Source organism: Bacillus sp. TH25, assembly GCF_016650935.1.
Lineage (GTDB): Bacteria > Bacillota > Bacilli > Bacillales > Bacillaceae_G > Bacillus_A > Bacillus_A mycoides.
In genome coordinates this window covers 65912-86232 of sequence record NZ_JAEKEU010000012.1, presented here as the reverse complement: position 1 = coordinate 86232, position 20321 = coordinate 65912, and the positions used below count along the sequence as shown (strand labels likewise).

Annotated in this window: 20 protein-coding genes, 2 pseudogenes and 1 other annotated feature; of the genes and pseudogenes, 6 read left to right on the top strand and 16 right to left on the bottom strand. The window is 33.9% G+C overall.

Annotated features, from left to right (window positions below; translation table 11 throughout):
• Nucleotides 1-46: 46 nt before the first annotated feature.
• Together JFT89_RS12130 and abc-f are read right to left on the bottom strand one after the other, a co-directional pair.
• Nucleotides 47-640, bottom strand: a complete 594-nt coding sequence (locus JFT89_RS12130) for a GNAT family N-acetyltransferase (protein ID WP_016095542.1) — start codon at nucleotides 638-640, stop codon at nucleotides 47-49.
• A gap of 20 nt (nucleotides 641-660) precedes the next feature.
• Complete coding sequence (gene abc-f, locus JFT89_RS12125) at nucleotides 661-2289, bottom strand: ribosomal protection-like ABC-F family protein (RefSeq protein WP_042889635.1); 1629 nt, start codon at nucleotides 2287-2289, stop codon at nucleotides 661-663.
• Between the two features lie 497 nt (nucleotides 2290-2786).
• Here abc-f and JFT89_RS12120 point away from each other — a divergent pair, with 497 nt between their 5' ends.
• Nucleotides 2787-3776, top strand: a complete 990-nt coding sequence (locus tag JFT89_RS12120) for an aldo/keto reductase family protein (RefSeq protein WP_201040061.1) — start codon at nucleotides 2787-2789, stop codon at nucleotides 3774-3776.
• Nucleotides 3777-3852: 76 nt separating this feature from the next.
• On the opposite strand, the gene JFT89_RS12115 is transcribed toward JFT89_RS12120, so the two are convergent.
• From JFT89_RS12115 to JFT89_RS12100, 4 genes are all read right to left on the bottom strand, one after another.
• Nucleotides 3853-4752 (bottom strand): LysR substrate-binding domain-containing protein, encoded by a 900-nt coding sequence (locus JFT89_RS12115; protein WP_201040060.1) that lies wholly within the window; start codon nucleotides 4750-4752, stop codon nucleotides 3853-3855.
• A gap of 200 nt (nucleotides 4753-4952) precedes the next feature.
• A complete protein-coding gene (locus tag JFT89_RS12110; RefSeq protein ID WP_033707626.1) occupies nucleotides 4953-5936 on the bottom strand; it encodes a sensor histidine kinase in 984 nt (327 codons plus the stop codon).
• Nucleotides 5933-6640 (bottom strand): response regulator transcription factor, encoded by a 708-nt coding sequence (locus JFT89_RS12105; RefSeq protein ID WP_033706823.1) that lies wholly within the window; start codon nucleotides 6638-6640, stop codon nucleotides 5933-5935. Before JFT89_RS12105 ends, JFT89_RS12110 begins: the two co-directional genes overlap by 4 nt.
• A gap of 122 nt (nucleotides 6641-6762) precedes the next feature.
• Nucleotides 6763-7677: an acetamidase/formamidase family protein gene (locus tag JFT89_RS12100; protein WP_201040059.1), complete on the bottom strand. Its 915-nt coding sequence runs from the start codon at nucleotides 7675-7677 to the stop codon at nucleotides 6763-6765.
• A gap of 160 nt (nucleotides 7678-7837) precedes the next feature.
• On the opposite strand from JFT89_RS12100, the gene JFT89_RS12095 reads away from it, so the two are divergent.
• On the top strand, nucleotides 7838-8266 hold the full coding sequence (locus JFT89_RS12095; RefSeq protein WP_002065599.1) for a cell wall hydrolase: 429 nt from the start codon (nucleotides 7838-7840) through the stop codon (nucleotides 8264-8266).
• A 62-nt stretch (nucleotides 8267-8328) separates the two neighbouring features.
• Here JFT89_RS12095 and lysS read toward each other — a convergent pair.
• Both lysS and JFT89_RS12085 read right to left on the bottom strand, forming a co-directional pair.
• Nucleotides 8329-9875 (bottom strand): annotated as a pseudogene (gene lysS / locus JFT89_RS12090) (lysine--tRNA ligase).
• Between the two features lie 85 nt (nucleotides 9876-9960).
• Nucleotides 9961-10217, bottom strand: a binding site (T-box leader).
• Between the two features lie 85 nt (nucleotides 10218-10302).
• Nucleotides 10303-10401: pseudogene (locus tag JFT89_RS12085) on the bottom strand (DUF2197 domain-containing protein); the annotation flags it as partial.
• Between the two features lie 147 nt (nucleotides 10402-10548).
• Here JFT89_RS12085 and JFT89_RS12080 point away from each other — a divergent pair.
• Nucleotides 10549-11451: an SMP-30/gluconolactonase/LRE family protein gene (locus tag JFT89_RS12080; RefSeq protein ID WP_201040058.1), complete on the top strand. Its 903-nt coding sequence runs from the start codon at nucleotides 10549-10551 to the stop codon at nucleotides 11449-11451.
• Nucleotides 11448-12152, top strand: coding sequence for a class I SAM-dependent methyltransferase (locus JFT89_RS12075; RefSeq protein ID WP_201040057.1), 705 nt, complete (start codon nucleotides 11448-11450; stop codon nucleotides 12150-12152). The genes JFT89_RS12080 and JFT89_RS12075 overlap by 4 nt, the downstream gene beginning before the upstream one ends.
• Nucleotides 12153-12214: 62 nt before the next feature.
• Here JFT89_RS12075 and JFT89_RS12070 read toward each other — a convergent pair whose 3' ends face one another.
• The gene (locus tag JFT89_RS12070) at nucleotides 12215-13141 is read right to left on the bottom strand and encodes an NADP-dependent oxidoreductase (RefSeq protein ID WP_201040056.1); all 927 of its coding nucleotides are present in this window, start codon (nucleotides 13139-13141) and stop codon (nucleotides 12215-12217) included.
• A 231-nt stretch (nucleotides 13142-13372) separates the two neighbouring features.
• Between JFT89_RS12070 and mleBCA the strand changes: the two genes are divergently transcribed.
• Nucleotides 13373-14230: a BCA family alpha/beta fold macrolide esterase gene (gene mleBCA / locus JFT89_RS12065; RefSeq protein ID WP_201040055.1), complete on the top strand. Its 858-nt coding sequence runs from the start codon at nucleotides 13373-13375 to the stop codon at nucleotides 14228-14230.
• 279 nt (nucleotides 14231-14509) lie between these two features.
• On the opposite strand, the gene JFT89_RS12060 is transcribed toward mleBCA, so the two are convergent.
• Nucleotides 14510-14845 (bottom strand): hypothetical protein, encoded by a 336-nt coding sequence (locus JFT89_RS12060; protein WP_002085171.1) that lies wholly within the window; start codon nucleotides 14843-14845, stop codon nucleotides 14510-14512.
• A gap of 11 nt (nucleotides 14846-14856) precedes the next feature.
• Nucleotides 14857-16026: a ParM/StbA family protein gene (locus tag JFT89_RS12055; protein ID WP_002065756.1), complete on the bottom strand. Its 1170-nt coding sequence runs from the start codon at nucleotides 16024-16026 to the stop codon at nucleotides 14857-14859.
• A gap of 209 nt (nucleotides 16027-16235) precedes the next feature.
• Here JFT89_RS12055 and JFT89_RS12050 point away from each other — a divergent pair, with 209 nt between their 5' ends.
• On the top strand, nucleotides 16236-16637 hold the full coding sequence (locus JFT89_RS12050) for a hypothetical protein (protein WP_002085170.1): 402 nt from the start codon (nucleotides 16236-16238) through the stop codon (nucleotides 16635-16637).
• A gap of 41 nt (nucleotides 16638-16678) precedes the next feature.
• Here JFT89_RS12050 and JFT89_RS12045 read toward each other — a convergent pair whose 3' ends face one another.
• From JFT89_RS12045 to ypeB, 5 genes are all read right to left on the bottom strand, one after another.
• Nucleotides 16679-17215, bottom strand: coding sequence for a DUF1697 domain-containing protein (locus tag JFT89_RS12045; RefSeq protein WP_201040054.1), 537 nt, complete (start codon nucleotides 17213-17215; stop codon nucleotides 16679-16681).
• Between the two features lie 157 nt (nucleotides 17216-17372).
• Entirely contained in the window at nucleotides 17373-17870 is a 498-nt protein-coding gene (locus JFT89_RS12040; protein WP_201040053.1) for a GNAT family N-acetyltransferase, read from the bottom strand.
• A gap of 27 nt (nucleotides 17871-17897) precedes the next feature.
• Nucleotides 17898-18203 (bottom strand): hypothetical protein, encoded by a 306-nt coding sequence (locus JFT89_RS12035; RefSeq protein ID WP_201040052.1) that lies wholly within the window; start codon nucleotides 18201-18203, stop codon nucleotides 17898-17900.
• Nucleotides 18204-18357: 154 nt separating this feature from the next.
• Complete coding sequence (locus JFT89_RS12030; RefSeq protein ID WP_002165673.1) at nucleotides 18358-18954, bottom strand: YhcN/YlaJ family sporulation lipoprotein; 597 nt, start codon at nucleotides 18952-18954, stop codon at nucleotides 18358-18360.
• Between the two features lie 26 nt (nucleotides 18955-18980).
• On the bottom strand, nucleotides 18981-20321 hold the full coding sequence (gene ypeB / locus JFT89_RS12025) for a germination protein YpeB (RefSeq protein WP_002065853.1): 1341 nt from the start codon (nucleotides 20319-20321) through the stop codon (nucleotides 18981-18983).

Genomic DNA, 20321 nt, shown 5'->3' with positions numbered 1-20321 from the left:
CTAAGCTTTTCTTTTTTATAATGATTTTATTCCATTATAGCCCTTTTTAAAGAACAACATTTTTTATCCACTCTGATTTACTCAATAGATAATGATTATATAGTTGATTTTCTATCGTCTGTTGGCTCATATAAGTAAATCCGCATTTTTCAATAATTTTATTTGATGGTACGTTGTTAATTAAAGCAATTGCATTTAAGACATCTAAAGTGGTGTTTTTAAACAAATAGTCAATCAATCCTCTAGTCGCTTTCGTAGCGTAGCCATTATTTTGATGCTCCCTTGAAATAGCATACATAATTTCTCTGTTCGGTGAAGGGAGTTCTTCTTTAATGCCCGTACAGCACCATCCAATAAATTCATTTGTATCTTTATTAAATATTCCTAGCTTTAATATATGATCATCTATGTTACATGTATTTTTCACTGCATTAAGAAATGCTTTATTTGCTGGTATTTCATCATTAATAACCCAGTCAATCCTTTGTTCTTTCGTTGATTTCCAGTCTGGTAAAAACTGTTCTATTTCCGGTTGATTCGATATTTTATAAATACTCTCCCCATCTTTGATAGTAAACTCTTGCAAGTATATATCTCCACAGTCTATTCTAAATAAATTAGTCGAACTCTCTTCTCCCATGTTAATCCCCCTTAATTACATTAAAGCGCCTTAATCTGCTTCGTAAGTTCTATAAATCGTTCATCAAGTTCTTTATATTCTTTATCGTTAGAAGTTAAAAAGCTTAATTTACCTAATACTTCTTGTCGCTCTGTTTCTAATGTTAAACGTAGCTCTTCAATATCATCTCTTGTTTTTGTAGGTTCTTTTAGCTGCTTTTGTATCGTATTATTTGAAAACACAAGTTTCGTGTTAGTTGTTTTCTCTAGAAAATATTGATCGTGAGAAACGATAACTAGTGTTCCATTATACTCCGCTAATGTATTTTCAAGCTGTTCACGTGAAGGAAGATCAAGGTGATTTGTCGGTTCATCTAAAATAAGTACATCTTTTTCATCTAAAATATAAGCCATTAACTTACATTTCACTCGTTCTCCCATGCTCATATATTCAATCGGCTCTTTCCATTGAGAAGCTTGGAACCCTAAATGTTTCATTAAATTTTGGACTTTCCCTCTTTCTTCAAATGAATCTTTTAAAAATAAATCTTCTGGCGTTTTATCAAGTGGTAAATCAAATACTTCTTGTGTTAAATAACCGATGTTTGCAGATGGTGAAATCCATATTTCTCCTTGCACAGTTTCCGTTCCCATAATCATCTTCAGTAATGTTGTTTTCCCGCTACCGTTTGGTCCAACAATCGCAATCTTCTCACCGTGCTGAATTGTAAAATTAACGTTTTCAAATAATATTTTTCCATGAAAGTCTTTTTTAAATTGCTTTACTTCTAAAAAGCGTTTTCCCACTTTTTTATTCGCTTGAATAGAGAACTCAACTGAGTACTCCTCTTTCACACGTTCTACTTTCGTTTTCTCTAGCTCTTTTTCAAGACGTTTTCGTTTTGACTTAACTTGTGCATCCGTTCGCTTCGCTTTTACACGATAAAACTCTTTAAAACCTTCTTGTTTTGTAGACTGTGCATGCGCTTTTTGTGACCATGAACTTAATTCTTTTATTTGTGATTCTACAAGTTCAATACGTTTTTGTTGTTTTTCATATTCACGCTGCTGCGTCAATCTTTTTTGCTCACGTGCTTTCATATAACTCGTATAATTACCGCTATGCTCAATTAATTTCTTATCCTCAATTGACCATATTTTTGTTGCGACAACATCTAAAAAATATCGATCATGCGATACGACGATAACTGTATCTTTCATATTTTTTATTTGTTTAATGAGAAATTCCGTACTCATCTCATCTAAATGATTTGTCGGTTCGTCTAATATTAGGACGTTAGGATTTTCGGCAAATCCTTTTGCAAGTCGAACTTTAAGCTTTTCACCACCACTTAACGTAAGAAAATCGTTCGTTGGCACGCCCCATTTCGCAAGAAGTTCTGCTTCTTTTGCAATTACATCATTACTAATAAACGTTTCTGTTTCTTGTTCAACATATGCCGTTGTCATATTCATTTGCTGCCATTCAACAGTACCTTTTGATGGCTCAATCTTCCCATTTATTAATTGAAGCAACGTTGATTTACCAGCACCATTTTTACCAATTAATCCGATAACATCTCCTTGTTTTACTGTAACATTCATTTTCTCTAACAAAGTATTTTCCATTATTTCAACATAAACATCATTTAATTTTAAAAGTTCTTTCATATTACCGATCCCTTTCATAAAGGGAGAAAAAAATCCTCCCAAAGTAATTTTGGCAGGATTAGTCATTACATTATTTATACCCAAATAAGCTATTACGCAAATCAAATAGCAATACCGTTGAATGGAATTGGGCAGACTAATCCTATTTTTTACAAATTGAAATTTATTTAATTTCAACATTTAAAAATAAGATTAGTTAATCATCGTCCACCCATCATTCCTTTCCGTCGTTAGTAACCATATTGTACCATAGTGGTATTGCATGCGTAAATATTATTATATGTACTGCAAAAAAGTTTATTTTCCCTCTTTGCACTTCATATCAATAAAACACAAACTACATTTTCATGTTCTTCTTGCTTTAGATTTCCCTATCTATAAACTTCTATATACTCCTCCTTATATAATTTTTATATAAATTTATCATGAATTATATATTATACATATTAAATTTCAGTTCTTATAATAAAGATATCATTTTTAAGGGGGATTCTACAATGGAATTTAGCAAACTAGGAAACAGTGGATTAACAGTAAGTAAGATTGCATATGGGAACTGGATAAACCATGGTGGAAAAGTAAACGAAGATACTGCAAATGATTGTGTGAAAGCCGCACTAGATGTCGGAATTACAACGTTCGATACTGCTGATGTTTATTCGGACACTATCGCTGAGGAAGTACTTGGCCGATCTTTAAAAGGTATACGCCGAGAAAGTATAGAACTATGTACAAAAGTATGTCATCCGACTGGACCTGGAAAAAATGATCGTGGATTATCGCGAAAACATATTATAGAAAATTGTAATGTATCATTAAAACGGTTGCAGACAGACTACATTGATGTCTATTATGCACATAGATTTGATACAACAACTCCCCTTGAAGAAACGATGTTAGCTTTTGCTGATCTTGTAAGACAAGGTAAAGTCCTTTACTTAGGCGTAAGTGAGTGGACATCAGAACAAATTACCCGCGGTGCAGCACTTGCACGAGAATTGAACATTCCACTCATCGCTAGCCAACCTCAATATTCGATGTTGTGGCGAGTTATTGAAACTGATGTAATACCAACATGTCAACGTGAGGGACTTGGTCAAGTTGTTTGGTCTCCCCTTGCACAAGGTATTCTCACAGGAAAATATCAACCTGGTAAACCCTTGCCGAATCAATCACGTGCTAACTCTGATGCTGGTAAACCATTTTTTCAAAAACTCGTGCAACGTTGGATGAGTGATGATGTACTCACTGCAATTCAGAAACTTAATCCCATCGCGCAAGAAACTAATCTTACCTTATCTCAACTCGCTGTTGCTTGGGTACTACAAAATCCAGCTGTTTCCTCTGCAATTATTGGCGCATCAAATCCGGAGCAAATAAGAGAAAACGTAATTGCTTCTAGTGTTAAATTACAACCTGAAATTATGGATCAAATTGATGGTGTACTAAAAGGTTTCATTGAGTACGATCCGAGTAAAACAGGTTGAATCATCAGTGACTTTAAAATAAAAATAGAAGTTTCCCTTTCCAAATTCCCACTGCCCATCCTATCAAGATGGGCTTTTACTTTTCAAATTCAAATTGTGAAGTCGCATAAACCTCTCTAACAACAGTTAAGAAGTTCTCTAACACGACAGACTTTTCATCTTGTCTCCATCCAACATATAAATTTATTTTCGGTGTATTTTCTTGAATGTCTTTATACATGACACCCGATTTTTTATAACTTTCCACCGATGATGGAACGACAGAAATCCCCATTCCTGCTGCAACTAAATTCACAATCGTTGGCATTTGGATTGCCTCTTGAACAATATTTAAACTTACTCCATGTTCCCAAAAGTAACTAATAATTAAATCATAAAAGTTAGTACCGAAATGACGAGGAAATAAAATAAATGGTTCATCAACTAATGATTTCATTGAAATGTTAGGTAACGAAACTAAAGGATGATCTTGATGCAAAACTAATTTTAAACATTCTTCAGAACAAACTTCGGAAGCTAATATTTCATTATTCTGCTTGGAACGAATAAATCCAATATGAATTTGTTTTTCATATAGCGCTTTTATTTGCTGGTCTGTTGTCATCTCACGTAATATGAGCTGAATTTTAGGATACCGTTCTCGAAATGTTTTTAATATGTCTATAACTGTTTCTGTAGAATCAACAAAACCAATGATTAAATGTCCAGTTTTCCCTTCATTCGCAAGCTGTGTTTCTTTAATGGTTCTATCTACCTGCAGTAACGTTTGCCGCGCACCTTCTAAAAATATTTTCCCCGCGTCAGTAAGTTCAACCATTCTTTTTGTTCGATGAAAAAGTTGAACTCCTAATTCTTCTTCTAATTTACGAATTTCTTGACTTAAAGGTGGTTGTGCCATCATTAGACGTTCTGCCGCACGACTAAAGTTTAATTCTTCTGCTACCGTTATGAAATATCTCATTTTTCGAATATCCATTTCAAGCCCCCTATCATTCGCAACTTATAAAGGATTCTATTTTATTATTAAAAAGCGTTTATGTATGTAGTATTTCATTTATTCTTATCGGATTCGTTTTGCTTCTCTTACGTATATAATATTTCATTCTCCAATTTTATCAATGGTACAAAACAAGGCTAAAAAACTTATCTCGAAAGTTCTTTAGCCTGAATCACTTTTTACACATTACAAAATATAATTCGTACAACGGTACCTTTACCAACTTCTGAGTGGATCTCTACACTATGTCCTAATTGTTTTGTAATTTCATAGACAAGATATAACCCCATTCCTGTTGATTCTTTAAAATCTCTACCGTTTTCTCCTGTAAAGAAAGGTTTAAATACTCTTGGTAAATCTTGCTTCGGTATCCCTACGCCACTATCAATAATTTCAAGTACGACTGTATTACCTTCCTTACATGCTTTCACTTTAATCTTTTCTCTACTACCTGATGAATATTTAATCGCATTTGATATAATTTGTCCAATTAAAAATTGTAACCATTTCGCATCACTTTCTACAGTAATACCCTTGTCAATTTCAAGCTCTGGATATACAAAATTCCGGATAAAGAAGCGTTTATGTTCATGCACGGAATCATTCACTATTTTATATAATTGTACTCTTTCTACATAAAAATCTTGTGTAAATGCTTCTAAACGCGCGACATATAATGCCATCTCTAATCCCTTTTTCAACCGATCTGTTTCCTCATTAATACTTTCAAAACGTGAATCCACTTCATCCTGTGTAATTAATTCTATTACAGATAAAGGTGTTTTCATTTGATGAATCCACTGATTCATAAAGGTTAAATGATCATTATTTTTTCTCTCTTGTAATTGCAGCTGATTTTGATAATGACGATATTGTGCATCAAGCAGATCTTGGAGAGCGGTAGATACAGCTGAAAAATCAGATTTTTGAACAGATTCATCCAAAGATTGCATCGGATTTGCTAAGCGTTCATAGAAAGAACGATGTGTAAAGTAACGAAAAACTAAATAACTTATCATAAAAAAAGCACCTAAAAACATTGCATATAATGCCGTTGTAATGTGGTTATGCCCATCAAACCAATATACGAGGAATATAGCTAGTAGTTGGATTGCTGTAAAACAAATGAGTGGTATATGATCACGTATAAACAGCTTTATCATTTTTCCATACCAGTATCCCAAGTAATATGCAACCTATATCCAACACTACGAATCGTTTCAATTGCTCCTTCAATTTGTAACGTTTTTAACTTTTTACGCACACGTGTGGTATTTACACTTAATGTATTGTCATCAACATAGGATTCACTATCCCATAATTTATTTAATAATACTTCTCTACTCACAACACGTGGATAATTTTTCATTAGCGTCTCTAATAAAATAGCTTCGTTTCTTGTTATATCAATCTCTTGATTCCTAAGTTTTAATACAAGTCTTTCGGGATATAAACTAAGACCTTGTTGCTCAACCATTCGTTCTTCTAGTTTCGGTGCATAGTCTCCATAAGCACGTCTTAAATGACTACGAATTTTCGCCATTACAACTTCATAATGAAAAGGCTTCGGAATAAAATCATCGCCACCATTTTCTAACGCCATAACTTGATCCATCGTACCTTCGCGAGCCGAAATAAATAAAATTGGACATGTGGAAACCGCACGAATTTGACGACACCAATAGTAACCGTCAAAGCTTGGTAAATTAATATCTAATAAAACTAGCTCTGGTTGTTCTTCTAAAAATATGTCTAACACATTTTGAAAATCCGATATAACAATTCCTTGGTAACCGTATTTCGCAACATAAGTTGATAATAGCTCCGCAATTTTCATATCATCTTCTACAATCATAATTTTGACCATTTCTGAACTCCTTTTTGATCCACAATATCAAATATACTTATATAAATACTACCTCTTTTCACAAAATCCGTAAAATAGAAAAAGGATACTCCTATACAAAAGTATCCTTTTTCTATTTTTTCTTATCTAATATGAAATTCACTTAGAGAAAATCCTAACTTCTCCACATATTCCCTTCCTAGTTCCATCCGCGCCGTTTTTAGTGGATCCACAACTTGGCAAATTTTCAAATTACCTGCTGCTGATAATAAAAGAGTTGCATCAGCTTTAGACATTTCTAATTCTTCATGTAAAAATGTCACCATATTACGTACAGCGCGACTAGCTGCATCATCTAACAATTTCTCTGAAGCAATTGTCATTATTTTTTCTTTTTGTATAGCCATTGGTAGTGGCCATTTCTTTTCTTTTATAATTTGAACAGTTACAGTTACCTCACCAGCAACCTCTACTCCACTAACACCAATTTCACCATCACCCATCGCAGCGTGTAAATCACCTAATGCTAAAAGAGCACCAGGAACATTTACAGGTAATAATAACGTTGTTCCTTCTTTTATCTCTTTACAATCCATATTCCCGCCATGATCATGCGGTGTGCCACATGAAATACTCTCTTCTTTCGGTGCAGTACCAATCACACCAATCATCGGATTAATTGGTATTTGTAGTTCATCCGAAAATATTACATGTTCATTTTGGATTGGAACAATTTTCACTGTATTTTCATTTAGCTCATTACCCATTACACCAAGGTTCGCACCTGTAGTTAAAACACCCTGCTCTGAAATTTCAATCTTTTCAATCATTACGACTAATATATCACCAGGTTCTGCTCCTTTAATATATACAGGGCCAGTCGCTGGATTAATTCGATTCCAATCTAGTTCTTGAAATAAGACATTTTCCGAATCAATTTGATTTTCAAAGCAGTCGTACGTCTCAAATACAATCCGACTCCCAGTGTCTACTTCTATACATGGCTCATTATTTGGTGACATTGCATATATGATATGTTCTTTATGAATACGATGCATAATACCTCTCCTTTTTCGTTTTGATCTTATATATAATAATTAGCTTTTATCCCAATTAGCTCCTTTATAAAATTAGTAGTTATTTTCAAGAAAAAAAGCACTTAGCTCATTTTGAAACATACACTCTTTACTATAACAGGTAAAGAAAGGTGGTATCACTATGCCCCTTATTCCATACAACGAAAGTGATGTTGAATTACTAGCACGTTTAATACGTGCTGAAGCTGAAGGCGAAGGTCGACAAGGCGAACAACTTGTTGGATGCGTTGTAGTAAACCGTGTATTTTGTGATTGCTTAGATTTTAAACAACTCCGTACCGTACGCGATGCTGTGTATCAAAGCCCTGGTGGATTTGAAGCGGTTCAATACGGATACTTTTATCAACGTGCTCGTGAATCGGAAAAAGAAATCGCAAGACGAGTTTTACAAGGTGAATGGCGCTGGCCAGCAAGATGGGCTCTTTGGTATTTCCGTCCAGTCGGGGCTTGTCCGCCCCAGTGGTATAATCAGCCATTTGCAGGGCAATTTAAAAGTCATTGTTTTTACGAACCAAGTGGCGATGAATGTCCAAAGATGTATTCGCGATAGTAAAGAAATATGTAACGCAAGCACTTATTTTATAAGTACTTGCGTAGTTTTTGTATCTAACTCTAGAAATCTAATAATGAGGCAAATTTTTCAACCCCGACAACATGTATAAGTAGAGGTATACGTGGACCACTTGATTGATTCATAATGAGCCTATATATAATGGTAAATAATTGTTTTTGATTTTCTTTCATTATTTTTTTATTTTCATGATGACAAATCGTATACAATTGCTCCATTAGTTTAGAATGATCGTTATTAGAACGAATTATTTTACAAACTTCTACTAGCCATTTTTTCTGCCTTTCATCTAATGTGTTATAAAATCCCGTATTTTTCTCTTGATTTACCGCAATTAATTTTCAGATTGAAAGTTTCTTATCCAATGCTCTGCACGATTACTTATCGCTACCATTTCAGGTAATCCATAGCTCCTATCTATTTTCTCTAATATATCTTGTAAAATAGATGAATCAAAATTTAATAACGGTAAAGTTCCTGCTACTTGATTAAATTTTGGATACTCTTTAAATCGGCTATCAAGTCTAGAAAGTTTAATTGCATCAAATAAATCTTCATTTTTGAGCGTTTTATTTTCATAACTGTCCTTCAGTCGTTCATACTCTGTATAATTTCGAATCACATCTTCATCAAGGCCGATATGAAAAGCTGCGCCCGGCTTATATTTTGCAAACATAAAAAGAATTACTTCTGGTAAATATACTTTTAATAAGTCGCTAGGTGTAATACTATTCCCTAAAGAACTGGACATTTTTTCATGATGCCCTTTAACTCCAATGAAATCATATGCAATGTAATGAGGAGCTTCATAATTGAATATTTTCCTTGCAATTTCTTTTGATACATTATAACTACCCGTTTCCGATGAATGATCTCTTCCGCCCGGTTCGAAAATAACATCTTCTATCATCCATCGCATCGGCCAATCGATTTTCCAATTCAGTTTCATTTTATTTGTATTTAATACCGATAATTCATTTTGATTTCCACAGTCATACCGAACTGTTTTTAATGTTTCATCAAAATGTGTAATAATTGTTGCATCTTTCCCGCACCTCTCACAATATAACGTAACTGGATAAAAGTTTTCTCTATCTTCTTCTCGGTGTACTCCTGTTTTAAAATCCATTAAAATATCATATATTTCTTTCCTTTTATACAAAGCCTCTAATATGTTTCCGTTATACCTTCCGTTTCTATATTCAGCATGTTGATAAATGAATTCTACTTCAATTCCAAATGCTTGGAGCGATTTTTCAAACTCTTTTTCAAAATGCTCTGCATACGAGTCATGACATCCATACGGATCTGGAATATCAGAGTATGGCATACCAAGATACCTTGCAAAAGATGGATCAATATTTTGGGGAACTTTTCTAAACCTGTCATAATCATCCCATGAAAAGATAAAACGAGTCTTCTTCCCTAAATTTTGAAGTGCCTTTACAACGAAATAAGTCGTTACTATTTCACGGAAGTTTCCAATATGAACAGAACCAGATGGACTAATTCCAGATGCACAGACAAAAGTTTCTTTATTTGGATGTTTTCTAATTAATTCATGTGCTACTTCATACGCCCAATGCATATGCCACTCACCTCAATTGTATTTTTTGTTTTCACATTTTCAGTTTTTATAAAACAAAAAAACTCCCCCCCCCAAGATTTTTCATCTTGAGGACGAGAGTTATTAGCTTCGCGGTACCACCTCAGTTTGTTAATACGTCACCATATTAACCTTTTCAGGTACGGCAAAATATGCTTATACCCTATCTCTATAACGGGAGAATCCGTCGCACCATCCCTAAATAAATTAGTTCCTTGCGCAGCTCCAAGTCTTTTTTCATTAAGATGTATACCGCTCTTTCTCAGCTACCAGAGCTCTCTGTACGTATTCTTTCTTAACTACTCTTCTCTTCAACGCCAAATTATATATTAGTTTTTTACATATAATAATTTATAACGTATATATTGTCAAATTTTTCTGAACCCATGTTAATCAAACATTTTTTTTACTATCTAAAAAAATATTTGATTGCTTCTAATTGTATCTTGTGACTGCACTCATCACAACAATATTTCCCCTCCGGATTTCTCTTGAATTCCCTATATTTCCCTCCCCATGGCTATACGCTATTTTCGAATTACTTGATAAGGCCCTCTTTTCTTACACTGGAAATTTTAATTTCATTTCAGTGAAAGGTTTACCTCTCTTCTTATCGAACTTTATATATAGCTTTAATGAATAGAGGTGAAACATATTGCTCAGAAATATAGAATTAGTCGTTGATGCTAAGGCGAATTTAGGGGAAGGTCCTTGCTGGGATGAGAAGAAACAATTATTATACTGGGTTGATATTATCGAGAAAAAATTATGGCTTTATAATCCTGTTAAAAAAACAAACCGAGCGATCACTCTCGACCAACAAATCGGTTGTGTTGTTCCATATACGAACGATGAAGTTTTAGTAGCAATGGAACAAGGCTTTTATTCTCTTAATCTTGACACAAAAATACTTTCACATATTTATGACCCTGAACCAGATTTATTAGAAAACCGCTTTAATGATGGAAAATGCGATCCAGCTGGCCGTTTTTGGGCTGGCACTACAGACTTATACGGCATTAATGCAGCTGGTTCCTTGTATTGCTTACATAATAATTTCACCGTAGAGAAAAAAGTTTCACATGTAAATACATCTAACGGCATCGCTTGGTCCCCTGATCATACATTTCTTTATTTCATTGATACACCTACTAAGAAAGTTGTTCGTTTTGATTATGACATACATACTGGAGAAATTCGTAATCCAAGTGATGTAATCATTTTTTCTGAAAATGACGGTCTACCTGATGGTATGACAATTGATGAAGAAGGTTGTTTATGGATTGCACATTGGGGAGGTTCAAAAGTAACTAGATGGAATCCCTCTACTGGAGAACAAGTATTAAGTATTCCAATTCCAGCGTTATATGTAACATCATGTACATTTGGAGGACCTAATTTAACAGATTTGTATGTTACAACAGCCAGAACAAGAATGACTGATGACGGATTAAAAGAGTATCCACATGCTGGTGGTATTTTTCGAATTCAAACAAATGTTAAAGGTTGTCCAGCCTACTCATTTCGCCATGAAACTATTGGAGCTGAAACACTATGAACAGAATCGATTACATAAGACAAGAAGAAAAGAAATATCACGATCTTTGCTATGAACAATATAAATTATTCAAAGCGGGATCTTGGCTATATAAACCTGTTAAAACAGTTATGGGCATGCTGAACTATTTTGAAGGACAGAAAGACCTACAAATACTTGACCTTGGCTCTGGTGTCGGTAGAAACAGTATTCCGATTGCACAAAAAATCATGAATAGTGGCGGCACTGTTACTTGTGTTGATCTACTTGATTCGGCTTTAATGAAGTTACAAGTTTATAGTAAAGAATATGGTGTATTTGAATACATAAAAACGGAACAATCAGCAATTGAAGACTACTATATTGCTCCTAATACTTATGACTACATCGTTGCAGTATCAAGTTTAGAACATGTTAGATCAATAGACGATTTTAAAAAAGTGCTTCAGACTATGAAAAATGGGACAAAGAGTGGCGGTATCAATTGTTTAATAGTTAACTCTAACATTCAAGAAATAGATTTAGAAACAGGAGAAGAATTAGATGCTTTAATTGAAATTAACCTTTCTACGGAAGAAATGATACGTACACTAAAAAGCGTTTATAACGAATGGCAAGAAGTAAAAGTTGAAATAAAAAATTTATCGTATGATATTGTACGTAACGGAAAACCCATTAAATTAAAAACGAATGTGATTACTTATGTCGTTCAAAAAATGTAGTATATGCGAGTGGGGGGCAATCTTTATTTTATCCAGTCACCACTCGCATATTTATGTAAAGTTTATTCCATTTTAATTACAATTTTCCCTCTAGTATGCTGACTTTCACTCAAAATATGAGCTTCTCTAACTCCTTTTTCATTAAACGGCACAACCTTACTAATGATTGGTTTGATTTTTTCAGCTTGGATCAAACTAGTTAATTCGTCTAATTGATTTCCACTTGGTTTTAACCATAAAAACCCTGATTTTATGCCCTTTACTTCATGAAGTGGTTCATGAACGATAGAAACTAGAACACCACCAGATTTAATAATTTGAAAACTTTTTTCTTGTACTTCTCCGCCGATTGTATCTAACACAATATCATAATCTGATAGTAACTCTTCAAATTTATCTTTTTTATAGTCAATAACGAGATCAGCCCCTAAGGACTTTAAAAACTCTTCATTTTTACTACTTGCAGTTGTTGCGACAAAAGCCCCAAATGATTTCGCGATTTGAATTGCAAAACTTCCTACTCCGCCCGCTCCAGCATGAATGAATACTCGGTCATTTTCTTTTATTTGCGCATAATCAACTAGACTTTGCCAAGCTGTAAGTCCTGCAAGAGGTATAGATGCTGCTTCTTCAAAACTAAGATTATTTGGCATGTGAGCTACTAAATCCGATTTCACTGTGATGTACTCAGCATAAGAGCCTTTTCCTATATTTTCAGGTTTCGTAAATACTTTATCCCCTATTTTGAAAGAATCCACATCTTCTCCAATTTCTTCAATTACGCCAGCGACATCTAAACCTAAAGTGATCGGAAATGAAAATCGTAACTTTTCTTGTAAGTCTCCTTTTCTAATTTTCCAATCAACAGGATTTACAGAAGTTGCATGAATATGTATTAATACCTCATTACACTTAACAACCGGTTTTGGAACTTGTCTTTCTTGTAATTCTTCAATACTGCCATATTGATCAATAACAATTGCTTTCATTTCCTCTCCTCCTTGTTGTTTATTTTAATAACAAACAATTATTTTTCAAAATCTTCCGCCTTGAATGACCATAAATATGTTTGGAGGTGATATTTATCTCTACTAATTAAGTATCATGAGTGCAAAAAGCATGTACTTAAATTTAATACAATCTAATTTAAGGCTACTAAACACCCAAAGTTATATTTTTTAAAATTATTAATGAACTTTAAATGAAACGGAGAGTGTACTATGAGTGAACAAGTTTTCAAAGTAAACGGCATTGATATATGCACAGAAAGCTTTGGCAATCCTAATAACCCAGCAATATTATTAATTATGGGAGCTACGTGTTCAATGGTTTATTGGGATGAAGAATTTTGTGAAATGTTGGCTAGTACAGGAAGATTTGTCATTCGCTATGATAACCGTGATGTTGGGCGCTCTGTTACATATGAGCCTGGGACTTCCAACTACACTGTAGCGGACATGGCTGAAGATGCAATCGGGGTACTCGATGCATATCATATTGACAAGGCACACCTTCTGGGCATGTCATTAGGAGGTATGATTGCTCAAATTGCTGCAGTCAAACACCCAGAAAAAATTTTGTCCTTAACATTACTAGCAACAAGCGTTATTGGATCTGATAACAATACTCGGGATTTGCCTCCAATGGATGAAAGAATTTTGACACATCATGCTATTGGTGCGAATTTAGATTGGACAAATAAAGGTGTTATAGCGAAATATTTAGTTACAGGATCACGTCTACTCTGTGGACCAAAGCGTATATTTGATGAAGCAAGAACTTTGAAACAAGTAAAACAAGAAATAGAACGTGCTAACAATTTATTAAGCATGTTTAATCACGCCCTCCTTACAGGTGATGATTCTTATGAAGGTATACTTAAATCATTACTAGTACCTACTTTAGTAATTCATGGTACGGACGATACAGCTCTTCCACTTGAACATGGACTCGCACTTATTGATGAAATTCCGAACTCAAAGCTATTCCCCCTTGAAGGTACAGGACACGAGAATCATCCCGATGACTGGGATGAAATTATTAAAGCAGTTTCAGAACATATATCCCATATAAGATAAGAACAACTATTAGAAGGGGCACAAATTATTTTGTCCCTTCTATTTATCCCGCTATTTGTGGGCAGTAAAACTTCCACCTCAAAATTCAGCTGAAGCAAAGAAATTAGGTGGGAGATAAACTACCCGTAAACGCCCGATTGGTTCAACTAATAATCAGTGGGGGATGAACAAAACCCCCACTGATTATAGTTTCACTTTATAAAGATTACGATACAATAACAAAAACCCATCACTGCATTCGTATGTATAGTGATGGGCTCTACCTATATTTTTCTATGCTTAAAAAAATGGACAATCTAACTGGTCAACAGATTCCCACGATTTTTTTTTTACATTTTCGGTGGATTTACTATTTTCTAGTGGTACGTGTTTAAATGGATTCATTTCAACTTTTAATAGAGATGATGGTTCTATATATAAAGAAAAAACATGGCTACTTGGCAAGGTTTTTGATACATCAATATCTCCTACTTGTTTAAATAATTGCTGGGCCGCAAAGAAAAAGAAATTAGTTGGATTAGATTGTTTATTAAGCCAAGCAATCATTTCAGGCGATACTGATTTATTAATATTAATTTTCACTCGATCACCACGTTTATATCGCCTAGATCGCATACTTCCACCAACTAACTTATCGTTAAGTTTGTAAACCCTAACTCTTTTTGCTTATGCTCTCTATATTTTGGCGAACATGTATATACTAATAACCCGCGAGCATTGGTGAATAACGGGTTATCTACAAAGATCACATTTTTCAAGCGTCCTTTTTGTTTCAAAATCATTTTTAAGCTATTTTTAATAATAACTGCGCCCCCACCATAAATAAATACATATGGATCGTCTTTCATATCATCAATTTTGTTAATAATATCCGTTGCGACACGTGCTGCTAAACCTAAAAATGCTGGCTGCGATTCCTCAACTAACAATGCATTTCTTGGGTGCTTTTCATTTAAATAAATTTGGTTAAATTCTGTAATGCTATCAATTGTTTTCGTAGGATATTTCCGATTCCATCTCGTAATAATTTGTAGTAACGTTTCTTTTACACCGTACGATAATCCTTTACTTAATTGCGGACGGAAATTTACCCCTAATGAAACAACTTCTTCCGTTGTCCCCGCGCCAATATCAAAAGACAATAAAGTTTTATCTACAAAATCAATTTCTGAAACTTGATTTTGTTCACATTCTATTTTATGTTTCACAACATTTCCTTCCTCATCATATACAATCCCCCACGTCCCAGAAGCGCCTTCAGGTAGACATTTACAAAACTCAATAGAAACATTAATCGTAACATCGCGTCCATTTGGATAATGGAATATGACCTTGTGATTACCCATATACCGTTTCGCATTTTCAGCAGCAATTTCCTGTGTAATAAGTTGCATTGGAAGAGCAACAGATAAATCATAACGAATATTAATATGACTTGAAGTTGGACTTTGACGCATAGCACTTATCGCTAAACCTGAAAGGATTGTAATAACCATCAACTCATCAGTAGATTTATTTGATTTTTTCTCCACTTCAGTACCTTTTAATTGATCTTGAATCACTTTTTCTCCAACGATGTATCGTACATTATTTAACATTAGCGATGGAGAACTAATGGTCACATCAATGTGATTCTCTAATTCTGACGATGAAACATCAACCTCATCTAACAACCCCGTAGGCTCACCTATATATAAAGAATAAATACTCGGAATAAAAATGGGTTCCTGCCCTTTCACCATTAACTTCAAACCATTATTTCCTGCATCTGCACCCGCTTTTAAAAGAATAGACATAACTACCCCCTAAATTAATCTGACATCCCTTCCAAATATATGCGAGCCCATTCTTTTACATTCAAATGTAATGTAATTTTTTCTTCATCCTTTAAACAAAATATCATAAACATTCACTTCATATGTAAAAAACATTTGACATAAAACTTTTCCAATTTTATACTATGGATGTAAAGAGTTTTTTACAAAAGTGGAGGTGCAATTATATATTGAATACTAAAAAAATTATTTTTGTAATCATAACTTTATCTTTAATCGCTATACTTGTACATGGCACATACAAATACATAACTGAAGGTTCAATTTTGGGCGGGACTATTTTCGCTGCCTCTTTAATACTTAGTAATTTAATAAATCATATTACATGGGGGGATCCAAACGGAGTATCGGAAGAAAGTCAAGATGAGATGGGACAACAAATTACCTATAAAAGCTTTAAAATTTCTTATTTTGTACTTATGTGTGTGATGTTTCTTATTTTAATATTTTCTGAAGGATTTTCATCCCTATTACTCGATGAAATAAAGAACCTACCTCTGTTTATCGCACTTTGTTCTTCATTCTTTATTTATCCTATCGTTGAACTCATTGTCGCCAAACAATATAAATAAAAAAAGTGGTTTTCTATTTACAGAAAACCACTTTTTTATGTTTAAATACCTTCTGCTATTGCTTTCAGCTTATTCACAGTCCGCCAGTTCCTTACTGTAGCTGGCGTATGTAATTTTTGAAACCGGTTCATTAGTTTAGAATTCCGAATGCTACTTTTGAATAACAAATATACAACTTTCTCATAAATATAGCATTCTTCAAGTTCACTATTGTACATAAGTAACCCCTTACTGGCTTCTTCAGAAAGTGGATTAGCTAAAAAGGCCACATGTACACTTTCTCCTTCTAATAACGAATGAGTCTCGTAAGGACACTTTTTAATAATATTAATAAATTCATCATTTGTTCTTAACATGACTGGAACATCGAAATCAAAAACATTCTTAATTTCACATTCAATTCGTTCCTTTAAAAAACTTATCTCTTCTTCTGACTCAAACACTACATTTCCACTTTGAATATATGTTTTCACTTTTTTTAAACCTATTGATTCAAAGACTTTTTTCAAATCCGCCATTTTGATTACTTTATGCCCACCTACATTAATTCCCCGTAGTAGTGCAATATAAATTGTCATATAATACTCCTCACGTATTTAAGTGCTCAACAATCGATTTGTTTTGCACCTTCATATTTCTCGGATACTGGCTTTAATTCTTCTAACATATCATGCATGGACAATATCTCAAATAAAAAAGCTTACTTCATGATTTTTCAAGAGTAAGCTTTTTAAATTATTTGGTTATCGATAAATGTAATATTAATTGTTGTCCAATCGGTCCCATTCTTCTATACCCTTTATCTTGAAACCCAACTTTTTCATATAACTTTTGTGCCGGAATATTTTTTTCATTTACAGCAAGAATTACTTCATTTTTTATTGGATAATAATATTTTACAAAGTCTTGTAATAACGCCAAGGATTTTTTAGCATATCCTTTCCCTTGTTTATTATAATTAACAGAAAAAGAAGTTAAAAGTATGGCATCCTTATTTTCTGTAAACTCCTGTACTCTATCACCTGTTTGTAATATAAATACACCGACAGGTACTCCGTTATAGTCTAAAATAACAACTACATTTTTCGTTCGATCATTTTTCGCTTTCTCCAGTAATTCACCTGGATTCGCCGTAAATTGAACTTGTTCACTTGGTAAAGTAAATGATTGTAGTATCTCTTTATACTGCTCCTTATACGGAACTAATTGTATTTCCCCTGTATGTATGTTCATGCTTAACTCTCCCATTCCTTCAAGTCATTAACTTAAACCTTGCTGTGTTTTAGAATGCACTTTTCCATCCAAAAATGTTATTTTAGCAAATGATTTTGGATCGTTTCCTTTCCAAGCAAAAATTTGCTTAATTCGTGTAGAATGTTCTTCCCCTTCTTCTATGAGTAAATCCCCTTCAAAACCGATTAAATCTTTCACTTCTAAATAAGTCATTCCTTCATTAATATTTGAGAAATGATTTATATTAATGGTCTCTTGCTTTTTATTTTCCGTTATAGTAGAAGACATAGCTGTTTTCTTCTTCACTTCTTTCTTCTGGTCACACCCTGTCATACTAAAACCTATGCATAAACTACCTAATATGAGTGCGCTTTTTTCATCATAACGGCTGTCCCTCCCCTCATTATTAAACCATATATTCCCTTGAAAATAAACTGAATATTTAATCTTGTAGAAAAACCCCGTACAATTTAGTACGGGGTTTTCACTATTTTTTCAAATGGTTATTTGACTGATCTTCTTGTTCTTTTCGTAGTTCTTGTTCTTCATCTTTTGGTAATTGTTTATCATTATCTTTAATCGGATTCGTTTCTCTATTTTCAATCATATCATTTGGAACTTGCGGCATTACTCGGCCAACAATTGCTGCTAATTCATCAAGTATGCCTTCACCAGTTTTACCTTTTTTAATTTGCTTGCCTATTTGTTTTAGTCTTTCATACGTATCAACATCTGCTACAACGACTGCATTTGCACCGTTCGGGTCATTCTTTAAACTTTCTGCAACAGAATACTTAATTGACTCAACGCGAGTTCGATCAAGTTTCGCTTTCACATCAATACCTACAACAGCATACTTCCCAACTACTACTGCTGTCGCATCGTTTACACCAGGTATACTTGCAGCTAAAGATGCCAGATGATCAGCTGCTTTTTCATTTGGCTTATTTGATTTATTTGTATACGTAACATTTTTCATCGAGACATTTTTTTGTTCTGGCTTTTCATTAGAATTGTCTTTTTTTCCAATGCTACATCCAGTAATAACGAAACAAAGCATTAACATATATATAATGATTTTCATTATTTTCACCACTTTATCATTGATGTTTAATCATAAATTTTTTCAACAGCTTGCATCTTCTTCACTTTTTCTTCTGCTCCGCTATTTGCGTTAATGAAAATTTGGTACGTATCTTTCCCTAAAGTACCAACAAACTCATAGCAAAGTACTTCATTATGCAAGTCATTTACTACTACAGCTTTACGTTCTTCCATAACTTTTACATCGGGGTTAATTTTCTTTCTCGCTTCAGCAGCGGTTAGCTTCGCACTCGGAATCGTTCGTTTTTGATGTGATGCTAAATATTCCTTTGCGGAAAAACCAACAATCGACCCATCATCTAAAGCAATTTTCATTTGGATTGCTTCTGGATAAATACGCACTCCATTTTCACTTACAACGTACGTAAACACACCGATATTATCATATTGAGAACTATCAAACAGCTCCATATTTGTAAACTTGTGATCCTTTAAAAATGTTAATCCTTTACTTCCTGCATCATTTAAACTGATTTTTTGCTCTTTAATTTCTCGGTTGTTCATTACCCAAATTGGATATCCACCTTTTCCGGTAATATCCATATAATACTCATTGTTCGTTGCTGGATCTTGAATTTTCACACTGTAGAATGATTCTTTTGCACCTTTTCCACTTTTCTCAACTTCTACTTTTTCATTCCCTTTTAAGTTTAAAAATGATTTCGCGATTTTTTCCGCTTCCTCTTTCGAAATCGCCTTTCCTTTTGCCTCAAATCCGCCTTTTTTATTCTTTTGTGCACTTGTAAAAGTCGGTCCAAAGTTTGTGGACGAGTATGATGTTACATTCTTTTCTACCGTCTTTAATCCATCGATAATTGTGTTATCTGCTGGGTCTTGGTTTGACGCAAGAGCCATTTCTACATCCATCCAGCGAAGATTATTTTTCAATACAAGATGCTGCACTTTTCTCAGTTCATCTTGTATATTTCCTGCATTTGAATATAAACCTTGTAACGTTTTATATTCTTGATCATTTAACGGATCTTTTTCTAAATCACGAACCGCTGCACGATAACTAAAATCACCGATATTCGCAAGGAACTCTTCCGTTTTATTAAATGGCATTAATGTTAAAGGTAATTGTCCTACATCAGAACGAGCCTCTGATGTTAAACGCCATACATCTACTAAAGCTGGCGATAATGAGGAACGTGAATTCATCGCCAGTGTTGTTCCAATTTTATCGTGTAATAAATCAACTTCATATGCTAAATCATGAAACGCACGCTGATAACTATTTTCCGCTCGAATTAATACTGCATTTTTCTCTTGATGCTCTTTATAGCCCCAATACCCTGTTCCGACTACACCTACTGTTAACAATACGATGATAATACCTCGTAACAT